The organism is Amycolatopsis coloradensis (genome assembly GCF_037997115.1).
In the GTDB taxonomy this organism is placed as follows: domain Bacteria; phylum Actinomycetota; class Actinomycetes; order Mycobacteriales; family Pseudonocardiaceae; genus Amycolatopsis; species Amycolatopsis coloradensis_A.
Genome location: NZ_CP150484.1, coordinates 2,489,433 through 2,513,264 on the forward strand (window position 1 = coordinate 2,489,433; position 23,832 = coordinate 2,513,264).

Consider the following 23,832-nt stretch of genomic DNA (forward strand, 5'->3'; position numbering starts at 1 on the left):
GTGACCATGTCCGAACCGCCGTCCGAACTCACCATCGGCGAGCTGTCCCGGCGCAGCGGCGTCGCCACCTCCGCCCTGCGGTTCTACGAACGCCAGGGCCTCATCAGCAGCAGGCGGACCAGCGGAAACCAGCGCCGCTATCCCCGCAGCGCGCTCCGCGTGGTCGCGTTCATCCGCGCGTCGCACCACCTCGGCATCCCGCTGGAGGTGATCGGCGGAGTGCTCGATCTCCTGCCGGAGGGCGCCGCTCCGGACCAGGCGTTCTGGCAGCGGGCTTCCCAGTGCTGGAGCGCCGAACTGAACAAGCGCATCGAGCAACTGGAGTGCATGCGGGACCGGTTCACCGAATGCATCGGCTGCGGCTGCCTGTCCTTCGACCAGTGCGTGCTGGTGAACCCCGGCGACGTCCTCGCCGCCAAGGGGCCCGGCCCGGCGCGGCTGATCACGGACTGACCGCGGCCAGTTTCCGTTCCAGCAGCCGCCGTTCGGCGCTGTTCTCCGCTCGCGCGATCGCGGCTTCGTAGGCCCGCGCCGACTCCTCCGGCCGGCCGAGGCGGTGCAGCAGGTCCGCGCGGATGGCGTGGTACAGGTGGTATTCGCCCAGTCCGAGGTCGTCGATCACGGCGAGGGCCGCATCGGGACCCTCCACTTCGGCGACCGCGACGGCCCGGTTGAGCGCGACGATCGGTGTCGGATTCGCCGCCAGCAGCAGGTCGTACAGCTGGACGATCTGCGACCAGTCCGTGCTCGCCGCGTCGGCGGCGTCGCTGTGGACGGCGTTGATCGCCGCCTGGATCTGGTACGGACCCGGCTGGTTCCGCCGCAGGCAGGCACGGACCAGCGCCTGCCCTTCGGTGATCAGCTCGCGGTTCCACCGTGACCGGTCCTGCTCCGCCAGCAGCACGACTTCGCCGTCCGCTCCGGTGCGGGCCGCGCGGCGCGACTCGGTGAGCAGCATCAGCGCCAGCAGCCCGGTGGCCTCCGGTTCGTCGGGCATGAGAGCGGTCAGCAGCCTGCCGAGCCGGATCGCCTCCGCGCACAGGTCCTCCCGGACCAGCCGTTCGCCCGAAGTGGCCGTGTACCCCTCGTTGAACACGAGGTAGATCACGGCGAGCACCGACCGCAGCCGGTCCGGCAGGTCGGCGTCGTCCGGGACGCGGTACGGGATCTTCGCGGCGCGGATCTTCCCCTTCGCCCGGACCAGCCGTTGCGCCATCGTCGTTTCGGGGACGAAGAACGCGTGCGCGATCTCGCCGGTGGTCAGCCCGCCCAGCAGTTTCAGCGTCAGCGCGACCTGCGCGGTGATGGCCAGCGCGGGGTGGCAGCAGGTGAAGATCAGCCGCAAACGGTCGTCACGCACGGGACCCTCCTCCACTGGTTCACCGCCGGCGCTGATCAGCGCGGCCTGGGCGTGTTTGTCGTCGCGCGCGGCTTCCCGGCGCAACCGGTCGATGGCCTTGTTGCGGGCGGTCGTGATGATCCAGCCCGCGGGGCTCGGCGGTGGACCGCTGGACGGCCAGCGGTCCACCGCTTCGGCGAAGGCGTCCTGGACGGCTTCCTCGGCGATGTCGATACTGCCGAAGACCCGGACCAGTACGGCCACGGCGCGGCCGTACTCCTCGGTGAAGACGCGTCCGATGTCCTCGGTGGTCACACGCACGAAGGACCTTCGTCGCCCTGGAACGGCCGGACCTCGACCGGGAGGTAGGTGATCTCGGTGACCCGGCGGCCCCATTCGAGCGCGGCGTCCAGATCCGGCGCCTCGATGATGGTGAAGCCGCCGAGATGTTCCTTTCCCTCGACGTACGGGCCGTCGGTCATCGCGATCTCGCCGTTCTCCTTGGCCCGCAGCACGGTCGCCGTGGTCGGCGGGTGCAGCCCGCCGGCGAAGACCCAGACACCCGCGGCCTTCATCTCGTCGTCGAGCGCCTGGATCTTGCGCGCGATCGGCTCCAGGAACTCCGGCGGCGGGACGGGACCGTCGGGCTGGTACAGGCTGATCAGGTACTGGGTCATGGCGTCCTCCTCGTTCGAAGCGATTGGTCACTCCCTATACGAAGGGCCTCCCGCCGATTCGACAGCCGGTGGGAATTGTTTTTCGCCGGCACATCGTCGCAGGTCGATCCGGGATCCCTTGGTCAGACAGGCCGCGATCCGGTGGACCTGCTGGCCGTAACCGCGGCCCTTCAGCGCCTTCACGGTCCCGTCCCGGCCGACCTCGCACGGGTTGCCCTCGGTGCAGCGCTCACCGTCACGGTTGTGGGTGTTGTTGATGCCCATGACCGTGTTCCCGTCGCGGGACAGCAGCACGGAGCCGGAGTGGCCGGGCCTGCTCACGCAGGTGTCGCTCGGCGCGTAGCGGACCGCGTCGTCCTGCTGGTACCCGGCTTCGCGCAGGTGCGGCACGACGGCCTCCACCGTGCAGCTCGGCCGGCTGCTGGAGTAGGCCATGAGGAGCCGGTCTCCGGCCCGCATCGGCTTGGTGGTCAGCCGGAAGACCTTCGCGCCTTCTCTGGCCAGCTGGGCGTAGGTCTTGTCCAGCCGGTACAGCGCGATGTCGGTGCCGGTCATCGTCGCGTAGACCAGCCGGGTGGCGCGGGCGCTGGTCTTCGGATAGCCCTCCCGGTCGGCGATCGTGACCGGACGGGGCAGGTCGGCGGGCCGGTCGACCAAGGCCTTCCCCGGGGCGGGCCGCCCGCTCGGCACGCAATGGCCGTTGGTCAACGCCAGCGCCGGGTCTTCAGGACGAGAGGTGGCGGCGCGCACCACCGCGCCCTTGCAGTTACCCACCTCGGCCGTGCCTTCCACGTTCGGCACCGGGGAGTCCGGGGGAACGGCGGTCCCGGTCACGATGCCGTTGATCCACGCGGAATTCTTCGAGACGTCGGTGTACATGTCAGGGAAGTCGGCGCCCCTGATGCCGGGACCGATGACCGTTCCGGCCAGCGCCCAGCCGTCGCCCGAACGGATCAACGCGGGGCCGCCGGAGTCCGTCGTGCCCGGACCGACGGGCGGCTCGGCGCGGCCGACGCACAACGGCAGGGTGTGCCCGTCGTCGTCCCAGCATCGGTCGAGCGGCACGACCTCGGTGTCCGCTTCGCGCAGCTTGCTGGGAAAGCACTTCGGGTCCTTGAAGTCGTTGCAACCGGTCGCGGCCGCACCCCAGCCGAGGATGCGGACCGGGGTACCGACGGCCGGCGTGGCCCCGGCGAGCCGGACGGGTTGGGCTCGCACGGGGTTGCGCAGGTGCAGGACCGCGATGTCCTCGCCAGGCGGGTTGTACGTGACGATGCGCCGATAGAACTTGTCGACCTCGGTGACCTCGCCACCGGTGGTGGTGTCCAGCGAGCCGACGCGGACCTTCCAGCCGCGGGGGACCCCGACGGCCGAGCCGGTCGGAGTGTTGGCGCAGTGGGCCGCGGTGACCGCCCATTGGGGCGCGATGAGCACCGCCCCGCACCGGTGTCCGTCCGGACGGGGCGCGTCGTACTGCAGGGAGACCATGAAGTCGTAGGGCGTGGTGGACTCGGTGCCGCCGATGACGGCCGACGCGGGGGCCGCGGTGGCCGTCATCATGGCCAGCGCGAGCGCGAGGGATCGGATTCGCATACGGGTCACGCTGGCCGGTCGGTGTCCGCGGAACTCGATGAGCGCGTAACAGTTCCGTGCGCGGCTTGACTGGTACTGCCGGACCCAGGCTGAACAGACCGTGCCATCTCCGGGCGGGGCCCGGTTTCCTGGACTCATCACCGAGAACGAGTCCACTTAGGAGAAACAGAGATGACGAACTCCCCGGCACCGCACGCGAACAGGGTCGCCGTCGTCACCGGAGCGTCCAGCGGAATCGGCGAGGCGGCCGCCCGGCGGCTGGCCGCCTCCGGGGCGGCGGTCGCGCTGATCGCCCGCCGGGCGGACCGGCTGGAGATCTTGGCCAAGGAGATCGAGGCCGACGGCGGTACCGCGCTCGTGCTCGCCGTCGACGTCGCCGACGCCGCGGCGATGCGGGCCGCGGCGGCCGATATCGAGGCGAAGCTGGGCCGCGCGGACCTCCTGTTCAACAACGCCGGCGTGATGCTGGCCGCGCCGATCGACGAACTCGCCACCGGCGACTGGCAGCGCATGATCGACGTCAACATGACGGGCCTGATGAACGCGATCGGCGCGTTCGTCCCGCATCTCGTCGCTTCGGCGGCCGAGAAGGGCGTCGCGGACCTGGTGAACACCTCGTCCATCGGCGCGCAGGCCGTCTTCCCGTCCTTCGCCGTGTACGTCGCCTCGAAGGCGTACGTGACGCACTTGTCAAAGAACCTTCGCGCCGACCTCGGGCCGAAGGGTGTGCGGGTCGCGGCGATCGAGCCGGGGCTGGTCGAGACCGAACTGCAGGGCCACGTCACCGACGCCGGCGCTCTGCAGTGGCTGGACGGCGCGCGCGAGTCGCTGACCTGGCTGAAGCCCGAGGACATCGCCGAGACCGTGGCGTTCCTGACCTCGCTCCCGGCTCGGGTGAACCTTCAGCAGGTCACCGTGATGCCCACCGCGCAGGTCTGATCACGGGAACAGGATCCGGGCGATCGCGCGGGCGGCGGTGTCCGGATCCTCGAGGTGCTCGGCACGAAGCGCGCCGGTGAGCCACAGGTTCGCGAAGCCGTGCATCAACGACCACGCGGCGACCCCAGCCATCGCGTCGTCGCTGACCGACGCCGCGCCGCTGGTCAGCAGGGCTCCGGCGCGGTCACGGGCGGCGGCCAGCGCCGCGTCGCCCTCGCGGTGGAGTTCGGGGCGGAACATCACCTCGAAATGCGCGCGATGCTCGATCGCGAAGCGCACGTAAGCCACCCCGACCTCGACGAAATCCCGATCGCTCTCGGCCGCCAGCGCGTCCGCTAGCAGGTCGAATCCCTCGGCGGCCAGCGCGGTCAGCACCCCGGCCTTGTCGCCGAAATGGTGGACCGGCCCGGCGTGCGAGACGCCCGCGCGCCGGGCGAGGTCGCGGAGACTGATCCCCGCGGGGCCGTGTTCGGTGATGGCCGCGACGGCGGCGTCGAGCACGGCCCGGCGGAGGTCGCCGTGGTGGTACGGACTCATGGCCACGAATCTAGTCATTGACAAGATGGCCCGCAATCGCGCATCTTGTCAGTGGAAAGATTCACTGCTCGGAAGGCATGGTCATGGATCCCGGTCTCGCACCCGTACTGATGCTGATCGCCGTCACGGCGACGTTGGCTCTGCTGGGCGCCTTCGGCGTCCAGCGGTTCAAACCCTGGCCCGTCGCGGTGCGCGGCGGTGTCGCGGCGCTGTTCGTCACTACCGGTCTCGCGCACTTCATCGGCATGCGCGAGGAACTCGTCGCGATGGTGCCGCCCGCCCTGCCCGCGCCGGGACTGCTGGTGACCGTCACCGGCGTCCTCGAACTCGCGGGCGCCGCGGGGGTGCTGTGGTCGCGCACGGCGCCGTGGGCGTCCGCCGGGCTGACTCTCCTGCTGCTGGGGATGTTCCCGGCGAATGTGTACAAGGCACTGCACGGGCCGGTGACTTCGACGATGGACGAGCTGGTGCCGCGGAGCCTGATGCAGGTGGTGTTCCTCGCCTCGACGGTGTCACTGGTGGTGTATTACGCGCGTACTCCGGACAGACCCTTTGCCCAAAGGAGACCTTAAGTCTTTCCCAAGTTCGGGTCCCGCTCCCGGGAACGGCACTACCCTCTGAGAATGAAGATCTCATTGTGGATCGGATTCTGTGGGCTGTGCATCCTCGCCGGGCACATGCTTCTCGGGGCGGTCGGTGTCGTACTGCTGATGAGCTGTCTCCCGGCGGGGCGCGAACACGAATCCGTTGACAGAAAAGGGAAAACGTCCGCGCGTCTGGCCTGAGCTCAGCCCAGTGCGCTCGCGAAGGCGAGCGCGCCCAGAACCGGAACGGCGATCGCCGTGAACACCATCGTGCGGCGGCTCGGTTTGGGACTTTCCAGTAATGCCCGGATACCGGCCGGAACCAACGCGACACAAAGCCCGGCGGTGCCGATGATCGAAACGAATTCGGTCCCTTTCAGCACGCCGAGCGGCAGAAGCCCCATCGTCGCCAGCCCGATCGACCCGGCGACGCCGAGCACTTTCGCCCGATAAGCGGCGAAGGCGAGCACGTACCAGCCGAACATGATCGTGAACGACAGAAAACTGAACAGATGCAGGTCCTGATACGACTCGCTGACCACGCTCTCGGCGAACCCGGAGCCACGGCGTTCGGTGAGTCCCAGCGCCGCCTGGTCGATCCCGGCGTGAAAGGTGCGCTCGAAGAGTCCACAAAGGACGAACAGGCCGCCCCAGGCGGCCAACGCCGGCCTGGTGCGGCCGATCTTCGTGGCGAGCGCGACGATCGCGGGCCACAGCACGACATTGCCCGCCAGGAAACACGTGTACGCGGCGGTCATCAGCGCGGGATGATCGCTCATCGCCCTGAGCTGGCTCGGGAAGAAGAAGTCGAAGCGCGCCCGCAGCAGCGTCCCGGTGAGCAGCAGGACCGGGCCGAGGACCATCGAGACCGCGGCGACGCGGCGGCCGGGGAAGACGTAGTCGGTTTCCATATCCGGTGAGCCTGCCGCGTGTGGTGGTGGCGCGGATCGGATCACGGTCCGGTCTTCGGGCTCAGACCGTGGGTGGAGTCGGTCTCTTGGGCCTCTCGCAAGGGGAGGGCGTGGTCGGTTTTCGGCTATGGGCTGGGTGCGTGGCAGCTGGAGAACTCGCTGTCGCTTGGGGGGCGTCGCCGTTTGTCGGCGAGGCCGCTGGGTGCCCGGCCGCGACTCGGTACTTGGGGAGTCGGCTGGTGTCTGAGCGGATCGTGGCCGTCTTTTGGTTACGTGGCGGGTGTGCGGCGGCGCTGGGAGAACATCCCGCCGCACGAGTCGGCTGTCGCTGTTTACGGCAACGCTGCTGAGCGCCCATGCAACTCGGTACCCGGGGGAACCAGCAGGTGTCTGAGCAGGCCCTTGCCGTTTTCCGGCAACACGATCGCTCCTGGCGGGTGCCGAACGAGCTACCGCCCTTTCCTGCCGCCTGGCGGTTATGCGGCGTCTGGGGAAACTCGGCTGCCGGACCGGTGTGTTGCCGTTTTCCGTCAACAGCGCTCAGAAGGGTGGTGGTTCGTCGGGTGCCGGCCGGGGTGGATGGAGTGGGGGCGGTGTGCTGGTGTGGGTTTGTCCGGTGGGTGTGGTGATGCTGAGCGTGCCGTTGGGTGCGAGGTGGTAGGTCCAGCCAGGTTCGTCTTTGAGGCGGTGGTCTCGTCGGCAGAGATCGACTAGTTCGTCGGCGTTGGTGTGGCCACCGTGCTGCCACGGCAGCGAATGGTCGATGTCGCAGGCCTGGGCGGGGCGGTGGCAGCCGGGTCTTCGGCATTCCCGGTCCCGCACCCGCACGAACTCGTCCACACCCGCTGTCGGCCGATAGCGGCCGCGGCCGAGGTCGAGGACCTGCCCGGAGAGCGGGTCGGTGATGATCCGCCGCAGCACAGTGTTCGGGCCGGTGGCGATCTGGCGGGCCAACCCGGCGGGAAGGGACCCGTGCCCGGCCATCTCCGCCGGGTCGTCGTTCAGGCCGAGATAGGTGAACAGATCCATATACAAAAACACCTCACTGCGTTCACCCACACCACCCCGGCCGCCCAGGAGGAGATCGAGAGCGACGTCGGCACGCAGCTGATCCAGAGTGCGGGTCTCACCACCGGTTTTCAGGACTCGCGCTTCACGATCGATCCGCTGATAAGCGGAGGCCGCCTTCTCGACTGGGGCGTCTTCGACCTCGATCGACGCGACACCGGTCTCACCGTGACGCAACGTGAGACGACGGCTCTCACGATGCCCCTCGGCCCGCTTGTCCGCGCCCTCGGGGTCGATCGTGTTCGCCGCATGATTGGCGGCTTTGCGGACCTGATCAGGGTTCTTGTCCGCGATCCGGTCCTCCAGTAGCGCGTCGACGGCACGCGCGTTCTCGTCTGAGAGCCACGAGGTGGCCGCGGCGACTTTCATCGCCCCGAACCCGCCGAGTTTCCCTTGGTCCATCAAGCCCAGGGTGTGGGGCAGGCGAGTGGTCAACGCGTCGGCCGCGGCGACCATCGCACCCGCATGATTGTCCACAACAGACAACGCGAACGCCACCTCCTGCGTGACACTACGAGCACCGGCGCGGTGCCGGTTCAGCTGCGCCACAGCCCGGAACCGGATCGCTTCCAGCCGCGCGATCCCGGCCGATGCCGCTTGCGCGACAGCAACGGCATCCTTGTCATCCAAGGAATCGACAGCAGCGTTGACCGATGCCAGCACCTCGGGATCGGTGAGGTTTTCGAGTAGCGCCACCGGCGCGGAATGTGTGTCCACCCCACGAACATACGACCCACCACCGACAATTCCCTGCCTTACAGACCCCGCGAGGCGTTGCCGATTTCCGGTAATGAGACAGGACGGACGGCCTATTCGTGACGGTCGCTTGGTACGCCAATATTGTAGGCTGGGCTTGCCTGCCAGAGAACGGTGATGCGTTGCCGGTCTTCGGTCTTTCACAACGATCACCTACCATCGCCGATTTCCGGCAACGACAACGACAACGGCTTCGACAACAGGACCGGCAAACGACCACGAACCACCGCCCGGTGCCCGGCCGAAGACCGGACACCGGACAGCGGCGTTCCCCACTCAGTTCGTGTCGAGCGCGATGGCGATATCCCCGACCGGCAACGGGAAGTCGCCGACCTTGGTCGCCGCGCCGGTCAGCAGATTGACCGTGTAGAACGTCGACGGCCCGGCGGCCGGGTTGAGGACGGCGAACGCGCTCACCGAGGACGTCTTGCCGTTGGTGAGGTCGCTGAAGATGTCGAAACCCGCGATCGGGCCGGTGTCGACGCCGAGCGCGCCGGTCGGGCTGAGGAACCCGGCGTTGGCGGGTGCCTGGACGAGTACCTGGTCGGTGGCCGTGCCGATGTCGAACAGCGTGGTCGCGGTGTCGGGGTTGAGGTCGTTGTTCGTGTAGGCGGCGGCCGTGACGCCCCTGGTCGGCCCGCCCGCGGGCGGCGTGGTCAGGATGGTGTCTTCGACCGTGACGTGGTCGCCGAGGTTGTGCCGCAGGTTCTGGCCGTAGTCGCTGATCACCCGCAGCCGGTCGGCGGCCGGGTTGAAGTCGACGCCGAAGTCGGTGCCGTACAACGGAACGCTCAGTTGCGAGACTTTCGTGACGACGACATCGGGTGCCGCCGGCGGGAATTTGATCGTGTAGATACAGCCTTTCTCGCCCACTCCGTACAGCAAACCGTTCTGGACCCGGAAATCGATCCCGATCAGGCGGGTCTCCCCGCAGGTGAGCCCTTGTACGAGCCGCACCCAGTCGAGGACCTGGGGCTGGGCGGTCCAGTAGGTGGCCATCAGCTTGCCGTCCGACGAGATCGCGAACGCCCGCAGCCCGGCCGCCTGCGCCGAGCTGCCGGTCGCGGTCCCGACGACGAGCGCCGCCGTGACGGCCACCGTGGTGGCCGCCGCGGTCATGGCCTTCTTGAGTCGTGCCCTCATCCGTACTCCCCTCAGCGGAAACTGTGCGAGCACAAGCTAATCGGCGGCACTGGACGGCCATTGGACGTCGGTTGGATCCGGCGGCCGGCGGCTTGCGGGCGTGGTGAACCGGCGGAACAGTGGGACGATGACGGTCAAGAAAGTCCTTGCCTGCTCGATGATCCTCTGCGCAGGCCTCACGATCGCCGCGCCGGCCGAGGCGGACGCGGCCCCGGAATGCGCTTCCGGCGTCAAGGTCATCAAGCCGGTGGTGCTCGAAGAGGCGGGGAGGTGGACCTACACGTTCGACCTCTCGTGGTGCTCGGACGGCGGGACGATCATCTGGGCCGAGCCGTCGGTGACGGCGCTAGTCCACAGTCCGGCCTGTCGCTGGGCCGGCCGGATCGAGGAGTCGATCAAAGAACTGCCGGACAAGGCGTGGAGCGCGTTCGACATGAGTGAGTTCTCGTGCCAGGACAGCGCGGGCAAGGAACACGGCGTCAACCCGTGGGTCGTCGTCACGTTCCATCCGGCCGGCGGGTACTACACCAGCAGCGACATCGCGGCCTAGGCCGTGTCCTGCAAGTCATGTTCGCGGTCTTCGCGCCCAGGTGCTCCCTGACGGCACGGGCGGGCTCGGCCGAGTACGACCCGGTACGAGGCCGACCCGCCCGCACCGTCAGGAATCACCTGGATCACGAAGCCCATCGAACAGACTCACAGGACACGGCCTAGGCGCGAAGGATCGACTCGACCGCGGCCGCCGCCCGTTTCCGCAACGCGCCATACCCCGCCCGTTCGGCGAGGGCGAGCGCCCGGCGGGCCTGCCCGAGGTCGCCGGTCGCGGTGGCGAGCCCGATGAGCGCGTCGACCTCGGGGTACCGATCACCGGTCTCCCGCAGGAGGGCCAGCGCCTGCCGGTACCGGCGGACGGCGTCCTGCCGGTGCCCCACGCGCTGATGCACGCCCGCGAGCGCGACGAGCGCCTCGCCCTCACCCCGCGGTTCTCCGGTCTCCCGCGCTAGTCGCAGCCCTTCGCGCGCGTGGTCGAGCGCGTCGGTGAGACGGCCGAGATCGCAGTACACCGAGGCGAGCCTTCCGAGCGTTTCCGCTTCCCCGGCACGGTTCCCCGCCTCTCGATGCAGCGCGAGGGCCTTGGCGAGCAGGCCGGCCGCCTCGCTGACCCTGCCGCGAGCGTGTCGTGCCTGCCCGAGATTGGACAGGTTGATCGCCTCCCCGTAGCGGGAGCCGATCCCGCGATACCGGCGCAGCGCCCGGACGTAGTGGCCGGCCGCCCCGGAAAGATCCCCCATCTCCCAGTGGACGAGCCCCAGATTGCCCAGCGCGACGGCTTCCCCGGCCGGGCTTCCGGCGCGTCTGCTCAGCTCCAGACCCCGGGAGAACCGCGCCGCGGCCGCCGGGAGCCGTCCCGACTGCCAGTACACGCACCCGAGGTTGCCCAGCACCGCGGCCTGCGCCTCCACCCACCCGGCCCGCCGGGCGAGCACGAGCGCGCCGGTGTGCTCCCGGACGGCCTCCCGGTACCGCCCTTGGCGAAAACCCAGATCCGCCAGGCTGAACCGGGCGGACACGCGGGCGCGGAGATCGCCGTCCTCCTCGGCGGCGGCCAGCGCGGCCCCGGCGGCCGCCCGCCACTCGACCTGACGCGACGACATCCAGAAGTAGCCGCGTAGCGCGTCGGCCAGCAGCCAGGCCACCGGACGCGGCCCGGTCCGCGCCGCGTCCTCGACGACGGCGACGAGGTTGCCCAGTTCGGTCTCCAGCCATTCCGCCGCGTTCTCCTTCGCCGCGGCGGGAACCGGGCCGTCCGGCACGGACAGCGGGACACGGAACATGTGCGGGTAGACGATTTTCGCCGCTTGGTCGGCACCGCGCAGATACCACTCGTGCAGGCGGCGCCGGGCGGATCGGGTCTCCGCCGGGGAATCCCGCAGGCGATCGGCGGCGTAGCTGCGGAGGAGATCGTGGAAGTGGTAGCGGCCGGGCGCGTGCTGTTCGACGAGATGCGCGCTCGCGAGCGTGTCCAGCATCGGGCCCGCCCGCTCCTCGCCGGTCAGGATCTCGACGGCTTCGACGCCGATGTCGTTGCCCGGCACCAGGCTCAGCAGCCGGAACAACCGGCGCGTTTCGGCGGGCAAGGCCGCGTAGGAAAGGTCGAAAGCGGTCCGGACGGCGATCTGCTCGTCGCCCGGCACGGTCAGCGCGGCGAGCGGATTGCCCTTGCGCAGCTCGATGGCGTAGTCCTCGATGCCGTTCCCGGGATCTTCGGCGAGGTTGGCCGCGGCGATCCTCAGTGCCAGCGGCAGATACGCGCACAACCCGGCCACCTCGGCGGCCGCTTCGTGCTCGGCCCGGACCCATTCGGAACCGAGCACACGCGCGAGCAGTTCCAGCGCCTCGCCGGGTTCGAGCATGCCCAGCGTGAGCCGCCGGGCGCCGTGGAGCGCGACCAGCCCGCCCATCCGGTCCCTGGCGGTGACCAGCACCAGACATCCCGGCCCGGCGGGCAGCAGCGGCCGGACCTGATCGACGTCCACGGCGTTGTCCAGCACCACCAGCGCTTTCCGATCGGTCATCAGTGTCCGGTACAGCGCGGACGCGGTCTCGGTGTCCGCGGGCAGGCGTTCGGCGGGGACGTCCAGCGCGGCCAGGAACCGGGTGAGCACTTCGAGCGCCGTCGCGGGCTCGCCGGCGGAATGGCCGCGCAGGTTCGCGTAGAACTGCCCGTCCGGGAACCGGTCCTTCACCCGGTGACCCCAGTGCACGGCCAACGCGGTCTTCCCGGCCCCCGCCTGCCCGGTGACGGCCGCGAGCGCCACCGCGCCGCCGTAGCTCCCGGCGCGGGGCACCAGTTGGTCCAAAATGGACAGTTCGGTCGCCCGGCCGGTGAACCCGGACGGCTCGGCGGGCAACTGCCGGGGAACGCGTAGGGCGGATCGCGGAGCCGGGAGCGGTTCCCCGTCTTCGAGCAGCGCGGAGTGCGCGGCGGCGAGTTCCGGCCCGGGCTCGACCCCCAGTTCCTCGACGAGCCGTTCGCGAACCTCCTGGTAGAGCCGGAAAGCCGTCGCCCGCTGACCCGTGGCATGGTACGCGCGGATCAACCGGGCCTGCGCGGGCTCGTCCAGCGGCTGGTCCGCCGCGGCTTCGGCCAATTCGGCCAGTACCTCGTCTGCGGCGCCGATCGCGAGCATCGCGTCGCCGTAGCGGGCGAGCAGCGCGCGGTGTTCCGCGAGCAGCGCCATGACCTTCGGATGCGTTGCGAGCAAAGGAATATCGGCCAGCGGCCTGCCACGCCACCAGCGCAGGGCCTCGCCGAACAGCGCCGCGGCACGGCCGGTCTCGCCGTCGCGCTGGGCTTCGTTCGCCTCGGCGACGAGCCCGCGGACATGGGGAAGGTCGATCTCGACGGCGTCCCAGCGCACCGCGTAACCACCGCCGACATGCGGCAGGATCTCACTCCCGGACCGCGACGGACGGCCGGGTTCCAGCAGCCGCCGCAGGTGTTTGACGTGCGTCTGGAGCACGTTCACCGCGCTGCGCGGCGGCAGTTCGCCCCACAGCGCGTCGACCAGCTCCTGCTTGGACATCGCCTCGCCGCCGGCGAGCACCAGCAACCCCAGGACGGCACGGCGACCCGGTGGGCCCAGATCGACTTCCGCCCCGGCCAGCCATACGCGCAGCGAGCCCAGCACCTGGATCCGCACAGCCACCGGCAGGAACGTAGCGAGCGGTCCCGCGCCGCACAAGGACGAACGGCGGAAAGAACCCCGCTGCGCCCGGCTTTGGGGCCGCTCAGGCTAATGGCCCGCCGGCGCGAGGTCGTGACCGTTCCAGGTGAACCGGGCCGTGGTGACCGCGTCGTCACCGTCGCCGCCGGTGATGAGCTGGTGGATCCCGACGCCGCCGAGCTCGGCGTAGGTGCACCATTCGTGGTCCGAGGTCAGCATCAGGTCGAGGTCGAGTTCGGACAGCAGGCCGAACACCTGCCCCCGGTTGGTGGTGTCGACGCCGACGAACACCTCGTCGAGCAGGATCACCCTCGGCGCCTCGGGCGCGGCCTGATAATGCGCGGCGACGGCGGCGAACAGCGGCAGGTGCAGCGCGATCGCCTTCTCCCCACCGGAAAGCGCGCCGTGCAGCTTCTTGGTCAGCAACTGCCAGCCCGCGCCGTTCGCGCGGTCCACCTTGACCACGAACCGGTGCCAGGACGTGTAGTCGAAGACCTGCGCGAGCTGCTGTTCCCAGCTGGTCGCCGTGTCGTCCGCCTTCGCCTGTTCGACGCGTTCCCGGAAGAACCTGTGCAGGGACACGCGATCCTCGGCGGTCAGCTGATCAGGATCCTTCAGCAGCAGATCCCGCGCGGTCTTGGTGCCCGGCGGCAGGTCTGGGGAGACCTGCCAGACCAGCCGGACGGCCACCCTGGACGCGGTCCGCACGCGTTCCAGCCGCGCGTTCATGCCGTCGACGAGGTCGTTGGCCTGCCGGATACGGGCCGCGAGATGACGGCGGGTGTCGCCGGTCAGCGTCTTGTCGAACAGGTCGCTTTCCCGGTCGGTGATCTCGTGCCTGCTCTGTTCCGCTTCCGCGTAAAGGATCTTCAGCAGTTCGGCCGCGCCGACCCGCAGCCCGTCGACGACGGCGGTGAAGATCTGGACGTCCTCGTCGGTCTCCAGATCGAGTTCCGCCCGCGCGCTGAGGGTGTTCCGGCAGGTGTGCACGGCCTCGGAGAGCCGGTGCAGCGCCTCGCCGAGGTTGCTCGGCGCGTGCGGCACGGACGGCCACGCCGCGGCCACCAGCCGGGCCGTTTCGAGCGCCGACCGCACCCCGTCGGAGGCGGACAGGGTGGCCTGGAACTTCGGCAGGTCCTCGATGCCGCCGTCGGCGGGGAAGACGCCGGTCGCGAGCTTCCGGAACCGGTGCGCGGCCGCGTCCTGCTTCTTGGCCGCGTCCTCGCGGGCCCGTGCGTCGGTCGTACGCCGGACGCCGAGCGCGCCCAGCGACACCGCGAGCTCCTTGGCGTCGGCGTTCGCGGCGCGGAGTTCGCCCGAGAGTTCACGCAGTTTCGTGCGCAGCCCGTCGATTTCGGCGAGCACCTCGCGCTGCCCGCTGCCCGCGGTCCCTTCGATCGCTTCGAGCATCGCCGTGAGCTTGACGCGTTCGGCCTCCGCCTCGGAAGCCTCGTCCTCACGCCGGGCCGCGTTCGCCTCGGACCGGTCCGCCTGTTCGGCGCACAGCTCGGCCCGCTGGGTCGCGGTGAGCAGGTTCCCGTGCTCGTACAACCAGTTCTCGCCCTGGTCGGAGTAGGTGCGCAGGGCCGTGGCGAGCGCGGCCAGTAGCGCGCGTTCGGTCGGGAGCCCGCTCTCCGAGGCCTGGGCGGTCAGCTCGTGCAGCGCCGTCTTGGCCTCGATCTCCAGCGCGGAGACGGTGGTCTCCAGATGCCGGACGGCGGCGTCGGCGGCGGTCAGCTCGGCGTCGGCCGCGTTCAGTTCTCCCGTGGCGGCAAGGAGATCTTCGTGGCTGGGGCGGGCGGCGCGTTCGATCTTGATCAGCTCGCGCCTGCCGCGCAGCGCGGCCAGCTCGCCTTCCAGCTCGGCGATGGTCTTCTCGCGAAGGGAGATCTTGTCCCGCAGTTCGGCGATCCGGCGTTCCCGCGCGCGAAGGCGGGCGGACGCGCCGATGTACGCCGGGGCGTCCTTCGCCCAGCTGCCCGACAGGCCGCCCATCCGCCAGCCGCCGTCCGCGCCGATCGCGGCAGGCCCGGCGGGGAGCGTGTCGTCGAAGGCGATCACTTCCAGGATCCGGCGGATCTTCGCCGGGGAAAGTTCCGCGTCGGATTCGGGTACGAGGACGTCGGCGAGTGAACGGCCGGTGGCCACCGGCAGCGTCCCGATCTCCGCGAGCACGTCGTGTCCGTCGACGACGCCGTGGGAGTTCACCCAGGCGTCCAGCAGGCCGGCGCCTTCGAGCGCGGCCTCGATTCCCGCGTGGGCGCTTTCGGGGACCGAGCCCGCGAAATCGACCAGTCGCCACAGCGGCGCGCCGCTCATCTCGGCGCGGTCCGTCGTGCGGGTGCGTGGCGGCTCGGGCGCGAGGACGTCCTCCGTTTCGAGCACGCCCGCCTCGACGAGGAGCCCGTCGTGCTCGGCGCGCGCGGTGGCCAGCGCGGCACCGGTCGCCGCCTCCCGCCGGATGATGTCTTCGAGCACGGTCTCGGCGACGACGCCGAGCCTGCCCAGCAGCGCGACCTCCGCCTCGGCCTCCCGGACGACCGCTTCCACGTCGGGGAACCGCAGCTCGCGGCAGCCGATCGCCCATTCGGCGAGCCGGGTGCGCAGATCGCTCAGCGCGAGTTCCCGCGTCGCCGTCGTGAGGTCCAGCCGCTCCTGCGCGGCCGAGAAATCCGACCGCGCGCGGTCGAGATCCGCCTCGGCCCGGTGCCGCCGCCCCACCGCGAGTTCGTGCTTGTCCAGCGCCCGGCCGAGCGTTTCGACCTGGTCGCGCTTGCCGCGGACGGCGGCCTGCAGCAACGGACGGAGCCGGGCCGGTTCATTCAGTCCGGCGACGAGTTCGTCGTGCACCCCGGCCAGGTTCGCGCGGGTCGCGGCGGCACGGACCTCGGTCTCCAGCGAGCGCACGAGGTCGGCCTGCCGTTTCGCGACCTGCTTCGCCGCCCGCGAACGCTCCTCGTCGGCGTCCGCCTCGGCACGGAGCCGGTCCGCGTCCGCGCGCAGTGCTTCCGCCTTTTCGCGCGTGGACAAGGTCCGTTGCCGCAGCTTGTCGAGCTCCTGGCCCTTGCGGTACGACTCGGATTCGGTCAGCCCGGCGAGGCGGGCTTCGGTCTCTTCGACGTCTTTTTCGAGCTTCGCCGCCCGTTCCTCGGCGGCCTCCTTCTTCGCGGCGACCTCGTCGTGCTCCTCGGCCGAACGGCGGGCGGCCGCGGCGAGTTCGTCGAGTTCGGTGGTCGCGGCGATGAGGTTCGCGGCGCCCGCGCGCAGCACACGCTGGGCGTAGGTCCTTTGCCGCGCGGCGAGCGCGCGGGTCGCGTCGACCTCGGTCTCCAGCGAGCCCAGCCGTTCGCGCTGCGCGTCGAGCCGCTCGAAACCCTCGGCGAGATCCGCGATTTCCTGCTGTCCCAGCGGCGGAAGCGCGCGGGAGAGCAGATTGGACAGCAGGCTCGGGTCGAGCCGCTGCGAGAGCTTGGGCATCCGCAGCTGGAGCAACGCGGTGATCAGCGCGTCGTACCGCTGTTCGCTCAAGGTGGGGAACAGTTTCGCGCGGATCGCCGCGCGGTACTCGGCCGCGCCGTCGTGCACGGTCCCGTGTTCGCCGAGGGCTTCCTCCAGCGCCTTCTTGGTCAGCGGCTGGCCGGCCTCGTTGACCAGCGGCAAGCCGTCGCCCACCCGAAGATCGGTGGTGAAGAAGTCGGCGTGCACCGTGCTGGTGTGCGTGCTGGCTTGAAGCCGCGCGCCGCAGGTGAACCACTTCTCGCCCGCCATGCCGAATTCGAGCCAGACGTACCCGACGCGGGTGGCGCCCGAAGCGCCTTCGCCCATCAGGTTCCAGTGCATGCTGCGTTCGCTGGTGCCGAAGGTCGACAGCCGGTTGGCGCGCAGGCTCGCGTCGAACAGGAACGGCAGCAGCAGCTCCAGCGCCTTCGACTTCCCGCTCCCGTTGGGGCCGCGCAACAGCAGGCGCCCGTCGTGGAACTCGAAGATCTCGTCGTAGTAGCGCCAGATGTTGAGAATGCCGGCACGGGAGGGAATCCACCTCGTCACGGTCACGGCGCCTCCTCGGTGCGGTCGGTGTACCTCGCGGCGGCCGGGAGCGGCCGGACGAGTTCGGCTTCGGTGCGGATCAGGCCGAAGCCGGTCAGCACGGCGAGCGCGTCGACGGTCAGCCGCCGCACCCCGTCCTTGCCCCGGTAGGTCTTGGCCCAGCGTGGGAAGCGTTTCAGCAGTTTGGCGGTGGCCTTCTGCAGATAGTCGGTGGTCCGCGGCTCGTCCAGTGCGTCGAGCAGCAGGAGCGCGGCGACCTTGGCGTTGCTGCCGTCGTCCGGGAATTTCTCGTCGGTGGCCAGCCCGTCGACGTCGACGAGCAGCACGCCCTCGGCGCGTTCTTCGAGGACGAAACCGCCTTGCTCCGCGGCTCGCCGCAGCAGCTGGCGTCCGGTCGGCGTGCCGAGGTACGCGCGTTCCTCCGCGGTCAGTTCGGCGAAGTACAGCACCGGATCGTCGACGAGACGGCGGAAGACCGTGTGACGGAGCCACAGGTTCCGCTGGACGTCCGACGCGCTCGGCGTGTCCTCGTGGCGGCCCGACGAGAGGCCGTAGCGCTGCTCGTGCGACACCGCCTCCAGCAGTTCCTCGAACCGCAGCGCGACGTCGTCGGCGGGCACGGCCAGCTGCGACGGCCCGACCGGCGCGGCGAGCATCCGCAGCAACAGGGTCGCGTCCACCCGGAACAGCACCTTCGCCGCCGGATCGTCCACAAAGGACTCCGGGTCGCCGTCGGCGGCTTCGAGGACGCCGTAGGACTCCAGGAGCTTGAGGACGTCCACGAACGCGAGGCGCTCCGCCCTGGTGGCGACGTCGAAGGTGGTGACGAGGTCGTCGGCGGCGCTCGCCTGCGCGACGCGGCCGGCGAGCAGGCCGATGGTGGTCACCGGCACGGTCAGCAGTTCGGCGGCCACCACGCACAACAGGACGTAGCGGCGGCGGTCGAACGCGGCGCGCCCGGAGCGCAGCCGTCGCGCCGGACGCGTGGGATCGGTGGCCGCGCGGACCTTGACCAGCCGGGCGTAGCCGAGCCGCGGTTCGACGGTGAGCGTCCAGCCGCAGTAGTAGTCGAACCACTGCCGGATGGGCTCGCGGCGGCGCCGGATGAGGTCGAAGGTCTCGGGGGAGCCGCGCTCGCCGATCAGCGGGGTGGCCAGCAGCGCGCGGATCCCGCGCGCGACCTCTTCGCGTTCCGCGATGACCAGTTGGTTGGTGAGGCTCACGCACCGCCTCCGGCCGTACTGATCTCGATCTCGTAGTCGGGGCCCCGGAAGACACCGCTCGTGGTGGTCAAGCGGGCGACCGCGCCGGTCTGTGGCGGCCGCAGGACGATCTCGATCTGTCCGTCGGACGTGGTGCTCCGCCGGGTGCCGTCCGCGCCGACGGCACTGCCCAGCGCTTGCCCCAGCAGGTCGAGCAGCCGCTCGAAGACGCTGTGGTCGAGCTTCTCGAACGCCGAAAGCCGCACGACGCCGCCGGTGTCGAGCATGTTCCACGCCGCTTCGAGTTCGGCGCGTTCCTGCAGGGCTTTTTCGGCTCTCGCGGCTCTGATCGCGCTGACGTCGCGCACCCGGCCGGTCCTGGTGAACCGCTCGGTGCGGCCCGCGGAGCGAAGCAGTTCCGACACCTCGACCGGCGGCGCGTCGAGCCACGACGCCGTCGTGCTGACCACTTCCGGATCCGCGTGGGCGAGGTGCGCGTGCCGAGCGGAACTCAGCCCGAACATCGTGGACCACAGGCGATGCAGGTCCTCCTGTGCCGGGACGACGGTGAACCACCGCGCCAGCTCGCGGAAATCGGCGACCGCGCTGCTCGCGCGCCGCCGCGATTCGGTGATCCGGTCGAGGACCTGGAGAAGCGTGATGATCGCGCGCCGCGCGAGGCGATGAAGGTCCTCGACCCGCGGCGTCGCCCCGTCCTCGGGCAGGAACCACGCGCGAAGGCCGTCCCACCGCGCCTTGCGGACGTCGAGCCAGCGCGGATCGGGGTTCGGCAGCGACGCTCCGTTGAGCGCCCGCCGGTGCATCCGCTCGACGCCGTGGTCGTCGACCTCCTTGATCCGGGTGGCGATCGTGTGCGCGTGATGTTCCAGGTCGTTCAGGAACCCCTGCAGATACGTGACCGTGGCCGCCTTGACCTCGTGGAACGTCGCGAGGTCGGCTTCGGCGTGCAGGAGGCGCTGGAGGTCGCCGTTGAAGCGCTTCGTGTTGTCGCGGAACGCTTCGAGGTGGCTCTCGACTTCGGTGAGCGTGCTGAACACGCGCCTGTCCGTGCCGTCTTCGAGCTGCTTCGCGAGCTCGCCGAGCCGCTCACCCAGCGCCTCGAGCGTCGCAGTCTGGAGCGCCCCGGACGCGTTGAGCACCTCGTTCGCGCGGACCACCCCCGCGTACGCCGCTTCGCCCTGCCGGCTCAGCGAGTACTGGAGATTGCGGCGCTCGTACTCCGACGCCGTCCGGTAGTCGCCCGCGTGGCTCTGGACGACGTCGAGGTGGCCCTGGCTCCTCAGCTGGTCCAGCGCCTTGACGAGGTCTTCGTCGTCCAGCGTCTCCAGCCAGCCGACTTCGCGCAGCCTCGCGCGGACGTCGTCGATCCCGAGGGCCGTCTCAAGTCGCTCGTTCGCCTCGCCGAAGGCGTGCAGGATCGCCAGGGGGAGCCCGGATCTGCTGCCGTCGGTGAAACGGAACATCTCGGGCGGAACACGGATCGGATCCATGCGTCCTCCGGCGGCTGGTGCGTGGAGCTACACGTTAGGGGGTAACCCAGGCGAGTCCCAACGGACCGTCGTTTTCACGCAGAGTGCTCACGTCGTGAACAGTTCGAGACGCACCGTGGTCCCGTCGACGGTGACCTTGCGGACCACGCGGCGGCCGTCGACGAGCCGGTCGTCGTTCATCACTCCGGGAGCGAAGTTCGACGCCTCGAGCAGCTTGGGCACGTCCTCCGCCGGAAGGGTGAGGACGACGACGTACCTCGAGTCGATGCCGCGGTCGTGCTGTGTCTCCAGCACCTTGCCGCTGGCGGGCATCGAGATCCCGCCGAACCGGAAGGCTTCTTCTGGTTTTGGGCTTGGCGGGGGCGTCGCGCAACCGGCCAGGAGGAGGGCGAGGACCGCGAGCAGGGTTTTCACCTAACGTGAGACGCACGGTGGACGTAAGCGTTCCGTCACACTCGGACGGGGATGACAGGGGCGGTGCGACACGTTGTACTGGGTGTCAACGACCGAAGGAGATCTACAGTGACGGAAAAGGCTGTTCTCGCGGGCGGCTGTTTCTGGGGCATGCAGGACCTGTTCCGCCGGCACCCCGGGGTCGTCTCCACCAGGGTCGGCTACACCGGCGGCGACGTGCCGAACGCGACCTACCGCAACCACGGCTCCCACGCCGAAGGCATCGAGATCGTCTTCGACCCGGCGCAGCTATCGTACCGGCAGATCCTGGAGTTCTTCTTCCAGATCCACGACCCGACGACCCGCAACCGCCAGGGCAACGACATCGGCACGACCTACCGCTCGGCGATCTTCTACACCGACGACAAGCAGAAGCAGGTCGCCGAACAGACGATCGCCGACGTCGACGCCTCCGGGAAGTGGCCGGGCAAGGTGGTCACCGAGGTGACCCAGGCCGGTGACTTCTGGGAAGCCGAGCCGGAGCACCAGGACTACCTGGAGCGCATCCCGAACGGCTACACCTGCCACTACGTGCGGCCGGAATGGCAACTCGGCGAGCGCTGATCGTCGCGCTGCACGTCTCTTCGGTGCACGCGTACGAGGGCCGTCCCTCTGACGGCCCTCGTGCTGATCCAGTGCCGGTCTCGCGCGACCGCGTCGAGGTGCGCGCGGGACTGGGGCTGGTCGGGGACCGGTACTTCAACCACCCAGCGCATCGTTCCGCCGCGGTCACGCTCTTCTCTTCTGCTGTCCCTGGCGATCCGCTGCCGGCCCGGCGGAACATCGTGCTCTCGGGCTTCGACGTGGACGCTTTGCCGCGGGGTTCGGTGGTGGCTTTGGACTCGGGCGATGGTCCGGTGCGCTTCGAGGTCCACCGGCCCGCGAACCCGTGCGCGTGGATGGACGTCGTCTACCCGTCGGGCACTTTCCGTGCTTTGCGGGGCCGCGGCGGGAAGCGCTGCGTGCCGCTGGACGACGGTGTCTTACGCGTTGGGCCGGTAGAGATCTCCTAGGGTCAGGCGCTGGTTGGCCTCGTCGAGATTGAAGCGCGCAGGGTCGAATTGGTCCGGGTCGTCGAGACCGAGCCAGTCGACTACGTCTCGGTGTTCCGGGTGTCCGGGATCGCCGAGGATCTGGATCAGCCGGGCGTAACCCCCGGTTCCGCCGACGTCCTCCGGCGGGCAAGCCGCTTGCCCCGCGACGCATCGCGGGTAGCGCCCGTCGGAGGTGGCGGCCGTGGCTTCCTCGATGAGGATCTCGTGGTCCCAGTTGTCGCCGAAGTCGTAGTTGTACAAGAGACGGCCGCCGGGCTTCACCAGGTCGTCCAGCCGCACTTTCCGTTCGTCGCGGTACTGCAGTTCAGGCTCGGCCTCGCCGTAGTAGGTGTTTCCATCGAGGAAGTAGTGCAGGTGGTAGTTCTCCCAGCCCATCGCGGCCTGGATGACGATGTGCAGCCGGTCGAGCGGGATGGCCGCCGGAACCACCACCCGTCGCCACACCGGGAGACCCTCGATTTCCAGCAAAGTGATTTTCGCCTGGTAGATCGGATCTCCGGCTTCCGGCTCGCCCAAGATCCGTCGCATACCCGACCTGCCGAGTTCGGTCAGCTCGGCCGATTTGTCCCCGAGGGTCACCGCCCCCAATCGCTGAAGGGCATCGAGTGCACGCTCGGTATCGCGATCGGTGGTGATGCGCAAAGTCTCGAGTTGGAGTTCGGTGAGATCTTCCAACACGTAAGGTGCGCTCACGACATCCCAGACCGTCGCACACAAGCTCGCGATGTCGACAGCACCATCGGTGTTGTACAGCAAGGCCAATGCCGCACGGCTGCCATCGTGGAACTCCGGGCGCAGCAGTGACTCGCCGAATCCCGAGTGCAGGAACGCCTCGCCCAGCTTGTCGAACCTGGTGAACAACGCGAACCACAGCTTCTGTGGGTCATCGAGAAGCGCCTGGTTCTTCTTCACCGGAACCAATCGATGCCCGGTCTTACGGACCAGCCCCGCCGCCTTGGCGCACTCCACGACGAGCATGAGGTTGAGCAGGCGCTCGCTCGACCTGGTCCGGTACACGTGGCTGCCGATGGTCTGCTCGAGCACGTCACCGGTCTTCAACATCGGCACCAGCGCCTTGGCGTCAGCCAAGGTGATACGCCCGGTCTGGGTGAGTTTCCGTCCTGCGCCCACCCATTCGGTGAACGTGCGCACCTGCTCGACCAGTTCGGACTTCACCGCGAGATCCATGCCACCCCCTTCCGAGACACTAGTCATCGAGCCGGCACAGACCGATCAGCCCTGCTTTGATCTGCTCCGGCGTCATGCTGTGCCGCTGATAGAGGTACTGCGCCGCTGCCAGTGGCGCGAGCAGCGCGTCGGCCCTGAAATGCGCGTCCGCTTCCGGCTCGATTTCGCTGATCAACGCGACCAGGTGACTGTGGTGCAGCCGGTACGCGCCCGTGACGAACCGCGCCATCGGCGTCTCCGTCTCCGCGACCATCAGCAGTTCGCCGTGGGTTTCGAGCCTGTCGACGTACGCGTCCATGAACGCCCTCAACCTTTGGGTCGCGGGTGCCCCCGGCCCGAGCGGCGGCGGCCCGCTGATGAACGCTTCCTGGAACTCGCGCTCGTTCTCGTCGAGCAATGCCTGCGCCAACGCGCCCTTGTCCGGGAACCGCCGATACACGGTGCCGATCCCGACGCCCGCTTCCGCCGCGACCTCGTCCAACGCGAGCCCGTCGATCCCTTTGGCCGCCACAAGCCTGGCCGCCGCGTGGATGATCTTCTGCCGGTTGCGAGCCGCGTCCGCCCGCTCTGGAGTCCCGGCTCCTGCGATGGGAAGCACCCGGCCAGCCTAACCGGTGGACAAGTGGAACTTTCTCCAGTTAACTAAGTGGAGGAACTTCCACTTAAGGAGACTTGGATGTCTGTCGAACACTTCACGAGCGATGACGCTTCGACCTGGTTCCAGCGGCTCGACCAGCGGATCTTCCTGGCCGACGTCCTCGCGCAAGACAGCGGTGCGGCGATGTCCGTCGGCTTCGCTCGCTACGGGAAAGGAGAGAAGAATCCGTGGAAGATGACGTACGACGAGGCCCTCGTCATCACTTCCGGCACCTTCACCGTCGAGGGCCCTTCGGGTTCGGTGACGGCTCGGGCGGGCGAGGTGATCTATCTGCGGGCGGGGACCGAGGTGGTCTACGTGGCCGATGAGGACACGGAACTGGTCTATGTCACCTATCCGCATTGGCTGGCCGCTACGGAATCTTCAGCCGAAGCGCATCGTCTTGACGATTTCCACGAGGTCTGAGGCGCAATCTCGTTGGCTTGAACCTCCCAAACAGGACA

Annotated in this window: 21 protein-coding genes; 7 read left to right on the plus strand and 14 right to left on the minus strand. The window is 69.3% G+C overall.

The genetic code is table 11. The features are described from left to right. Positions 1-6 precede the first annotated feature (6 nt). Entirely contained in the window at positions 7-453 is a 447-nt protein-coding gene (soxR, locus tag LCL61_RS11780; protein WP_340686866.1) for a redox-sensitive transcriptional activator SoxR, read from the plus strand. Here soxR and LCL61_RS11785 read toward each other — a convergent pair. Genes LCL61_RS11785 through LCL61_RS11795 form a run of 3 tightly spaced genes read right to left on the minus strand, consistent with a single transcriptional unit; the run spans position 443 to position 3,609 of the window. After that, complete coding sequence (locus LCL61_RS11785) at positions 443-1,660, minus strand: RNA polymerase sigma factor (protein ID WP_340686867.1); 1,218 nt, start codon at positions 1,658-1,660, stop codon at positions 443-445. The two genes, soxR and LCL61_RS11785, sit on opposite strands and share 11 nt — an antisense overlap. After that, positions 1,651-2,016: a YciI family protein gene (locus tag LCL61_RS11790; RefSeq protein ID WP_034305837.1), complete on the minus strand. Its 366-nt coding sequence runs from the start codon at positions 2,014-2,016 to the stop codon at positions 1,651-1,653. Before LCL61_RS11790 ends, LCL61_RS11785 begins: the two co-directional genes overlap by 10 nt. Positions 2,017-2,043: 27 nt before the next feature. Next, positions 2,044-3,609 (minus strand): trypsin-like serine protease, encoded by a 1,566-nt coding sequence (locus LCL61_RS11795; protein WP_340686868.1) that lies wholly within the window; start codon positions 3,607-3,609, stop codon positions 2,044-2,046. A 171-nt stretch (positions 3,610-3,780) separates the two neighbouring features. Here LCL61_RS11795 and LCL61_RS11800 point away from each other — a divergent pair, with 171 nt between their 5' ends. Next, entirely contained in the window at positions 3,781-4,548 is a 768-nt protein-coding gene (locus tag LCL61_RS11800) for an SDR family oxidoreductase (protein WP_340686870.1), read from the plus strand. On the opposite strand, the gene LCL61_RS11805 is transcribed toward LCL61_RS11800, so the two are convergent. Beyond that, positions 4,549-5,085 carry a TetR/AcrR family transcriptional regulator gene (locus LCL61_RS11805; protein ID WP_340686871.1) on the minus strand — a complete coding sequence of 179 codons (537 nt, stop codon included), beginning with the start codon at positions 5,083-5,085 and terminating at the stop codon, positions 4,549-4,551. Between the two features lie 77 nt (positions 5,086-5,162). Between LCL61_RS11805 and LCL61_RS11810 the strand changes: the two genes are divergently transcribed. Further along, the gene (locus tag LCL61_RS11810) at positions 5,163-5,657 is read left to right on the plus strand and encodes a DoxX family protein (protein ID WP_340686872.1); all 495 of its coding nucleotides are present in this window, start codon (positions 5,163-5,165) and stop codon (positions 5,655-5,657) included. Positions 5,658-5,872: 215 nt separating this feature from the next. Here the strand turns inward: LCL61_RS11810 and LCL61_RS11815 are convergent, their stop codons facing one another. From LCL61_RS11815 to LCL61_RS11825, 3 genes are all read right to left on the minus strand, one after another. Further along, on the minus strand, positions 5,873-6,580 hold the full coding sequence (locus tag LCL61_RS11815) for a hypothetical protein (protein WP_340686873.1): 708 nt from the start codon (positions 6,578-6,580) through the stop codon (positions 5,873-5,875). A gap of 540 nt (positions 6,581-7,120) precedes the next feature. Further along, positions 7,121-8,344: an HNH endonuclease signature motif containing protein gene (locus tag LCL61_RS11820; RefSeq protein WP_340688556.1), complete on the minus strand. Its 1,224-nt coding sequence runs from the start codon at positions 8,342-8,344 to the stop codon at positions 7,121-7,123. Between the two features lie 336 nt (positions 8,345-8,680). Then, positions 8,681-9,547, minus strand: coding sequence for a DUF4394 domain-containing protein (locus LCL61_RS11825; protein ID WP_340686874.1), 867 nt, complete (start codon positions 9,545-9,547; stop codon positions 8,681-8,683). Between the two features lie 127 nt (positions 9,548-9,674). On the opposite strand from LCL61_RS11825, the gene LCL61_RS11830 reads away from it, so the two are divergent. Then, a complete protein-coding gene (locus tag LCL61_RS11830) occupies positions 9,675-10,097 on the plus strand; it encodes a hypothetical protein (RefSeq protein WP_340686875.1) in 423 nt (140 codons plus the stop codon). Positions 10,098-10,257: 160 nt separating this feature from the next. On the opposite strand, the gene LCL61_RS11835 is transcribed toward LCL61_RS11830, so the two are convergent. The 5 genes from LCL61_RS11835 to LCL61_RS11855 all read right to left on the minus strand — a co-directional run bounded on the left by LCL61_RS11835 (position 10,258) and on the right by LCL61_RS11855 (position 20,449). Then, positions 10,258-13,257, minus strand: coding sequence for an AfsR/SARP family transcriptional regulator (locus LCL61_RS11835; protein WP_340686876.1), 3,000 nt, complete (start codon positions 13,255-13,257; stop codon positions 10,258-10,260). An 87-nt stretch (positions 13,258-13,344) separates the two neighbouring features. Further along, positions 13,345-17,328 carry a TIGR02680 family protein gene (locus LCL61_RS11840; protein ID WP_340686877.1) on the minus strand — a complete coding sequence of 1,328 codons (3,984 nt, stop codon included), beginning with the start codon at positions 17,326-17,328 and terminating at the stop codon, positions 13,345-13,347. Beyond that, positions 17,325-18,545 carry a TIGR02678 family protein gene (locus LCL61_RS11845; protein ID WP_340686878.1) on the minus strand — a complete coding sequence of 407 codons (1,221 nt, stop codon included), beginning with the start codon at positions 18,543-18,545 and terminating at the stop codon, positions 17,325-17,327. The genes LCL61_RS11840 and LCL61_RS11845 overlap by 4 nt, the downstream gene beginning before the upstream one ends. Continuing rightward, positions 18,542-20,035: a TIGR02677 family protein gene (locus LCL61_RS11850; RefSeq protein ID WP_340686879.1), complete on the minus strand. Its 1,494-nt coding sequence runs from the start codon at positions 20,033-20,035 to the stop codon at positions 18,542-18,544. The genes LCL61_RS11845 and LCL61_RS11850 overlap by 4 nt, the downstream gene beginning before the upstream one ends. Positions 20,036-20,122: 87 nt before the next feature. Beyond that, positions 20,123-20,449 carry a hypothetical protein gene (locus LCL61_RS11855; protein ID WP_340686880.1) on the minus strand — a complete coding sequence of 109 codons (327 nt, stop codon included), beginning with the start codon at positions 20,447-20,449 and terminating at the stop codon, positions 20,123-20,125. A gap of 108 nt (positions 20,450-20,557) precedes the next feature. On the opposite strand from LCL61_RS11855, the gene msrA reads away from it, so the two are divergent. After that, entirely contained in the window at positions 20,558-21,052 is a 495-nt protein-coding gene (gene msrA / locus LCL61_RS11860) for a peptide-methionine (S)-S-oxide reductase MsrA (protein ID WP_340686881.1), read from the plus strand. After that, positions 21,031-21,501 carry a molybdenum cofactor biosysynthesis protein gene (locus tag LCL61_RS11865; RefSeq protein ID WP_340686882.1) on the plus strand — a complete coding sequence of 157 codons (471 nt, stop codon included), beginning with the start codon at positions 21,031-21,033 and terminating at the stop codon, positions 21,499-21,501. The genes msrA and LCL61_RS11865 overlap by 22 nt, the downstream gene beginning before the upstream one ends. Here the strand turns inward: LCL61_RS11865 and LCL61_RS11870 are convergent. Both LCL61_RS11870 and LCL61_RS11875 read right to left on the minus strand, forming a co-directional pair. Further along, a complete protein-coding gene (locus LCL61_RS11870; RefSeq protein WP_340686883.1) occupies positions 21,472-22,731 on the minus strand; it encodes a plasmid pRiA4b ORF-3 family protein in 1,260 nt (419 codons plus the stop codon). The genes LCL61_RS11865 and LCL61_RS11870 overlap by 30 nt on opposite strands. 19 nt (positions 22,732-22,750) lie before the next feature. Next, the gene (locus tag LCL61_RS11875) at positions 22,751-23,329 is read right to left on the minus strand and encodes a helix-turn-helix domain-containing protein (RefSeq protein WP_340686884.1); all 579 of its coding nucleotides are present in this window, start codon (positions 23,327-23,329) and stop codon (positions 22,751-22,753) included. Positions 23,330-23,407: 78 nt separating this feature from the next. Between LCL61_RS11875 and LCL61_RS11880 the strand changes: the two genes are divergently transcribed. Next, the gene (locus LCL61_RS11880; RefSeq protein WP_340686885.1) at positions 23,408-23,794 is read left to right on the plus strand and encodes a cupin; all 387 of its coding nucleotides are present in this window, start codon (positions 23,408-23,410) and stop codon (positions 23,792-23,794) included. Positions 23,795-23,832: the final 38 nt, after the last annotated feature.

Coding starts and splice junctions, on each gene's coding strand:
- LCL61_RS11805 (WP_340686871.1), bottom strand. CDS start 5,085: ATGAGTCCGTACCACCACGGCGACCTCCGCCGGGCCGTGCTCGACGCC.
- LCL61_RS11800 (WP_340686870.1), top strand. CDS start 3,781: ATGACGAACTCCCCGGCACCGCACGCGAACAGGGTCGCCGTCGTCACC.
- LCL61_RS11870 (WP_340686883.1), bottom strand. CDS start 22,731: ATGGATCTCGCGGTGAAGTCCGAACTGGTCGAGCAGGTGCGCACGTTC.
- LCL61_RS11815 (WP_340686873.1), bottom strand. CDS start 6,580: ATGGAAACCGACTACGTCTTCCCCGGCCGCCGCGTCGCCGCGGTCTCG.
- LCL61_RS11850 (WP_340686879.1), bottom strand. CDS start 20,035: ATGGATCCGATCCGTGTTCCGCCCGAGATGTTCCGTTTCACCGACGGC.
- LCL61_RS11810 (WP_340686872.1), top strand. CDS start 5,163: ATGGTCATGGATCCCGGTCTCGCACCCGTACTGATGCTGATCGCCGTC.
- LCL61_RS11865 (WP_340686882.1), top strand. CDS start 21,031: ATGGCAACTCGGCGAGCGCTGATCGTCGCGCTGCACGTCTCTTCGGTG.
- soxR (WP_340686866.1), top strand. CDS start 7: ATGTCCGAACCGCCGTCCGAACTCACCATCGGCGAGCTGTCCCGGCGC.
- LCL61_RS11790 (WP_034305837.1), bottom strand. CDS start 2,016: ATGACCCAGTACCTGATCAGCCTGTACCAGCCCGACGGTCCCGTCCCG.
- LCL61_RS11795 (WP_340686868.1), bottom strand. CDS start 3,609: ATGCGAATCCGATCCCTCGCGCTCGCGCTGGCCATGATGACGGCCACC.
- LCL61_RS11880 (WP_340686885.1), top strand. CDS start 23,408: ATGTCTGTCGAACACTTCACGAGCGATGACGCTTCGACCTGGTTCCAG.
- LCL61_RS11830 (WP_340686875.1), top strand. CDS start 9,675: ATGACGGTCAAGAAAGTCCTTGCCTGCTCGATGATCCTCTGCGCAGGC.
- LCL61_RS11825 (WP_340686874.1), bottom strand. CDS start 9,547: ATGAGGGCACGACTCAAGAAGGCCATGACCGCGGCGGCCACCACGGTG.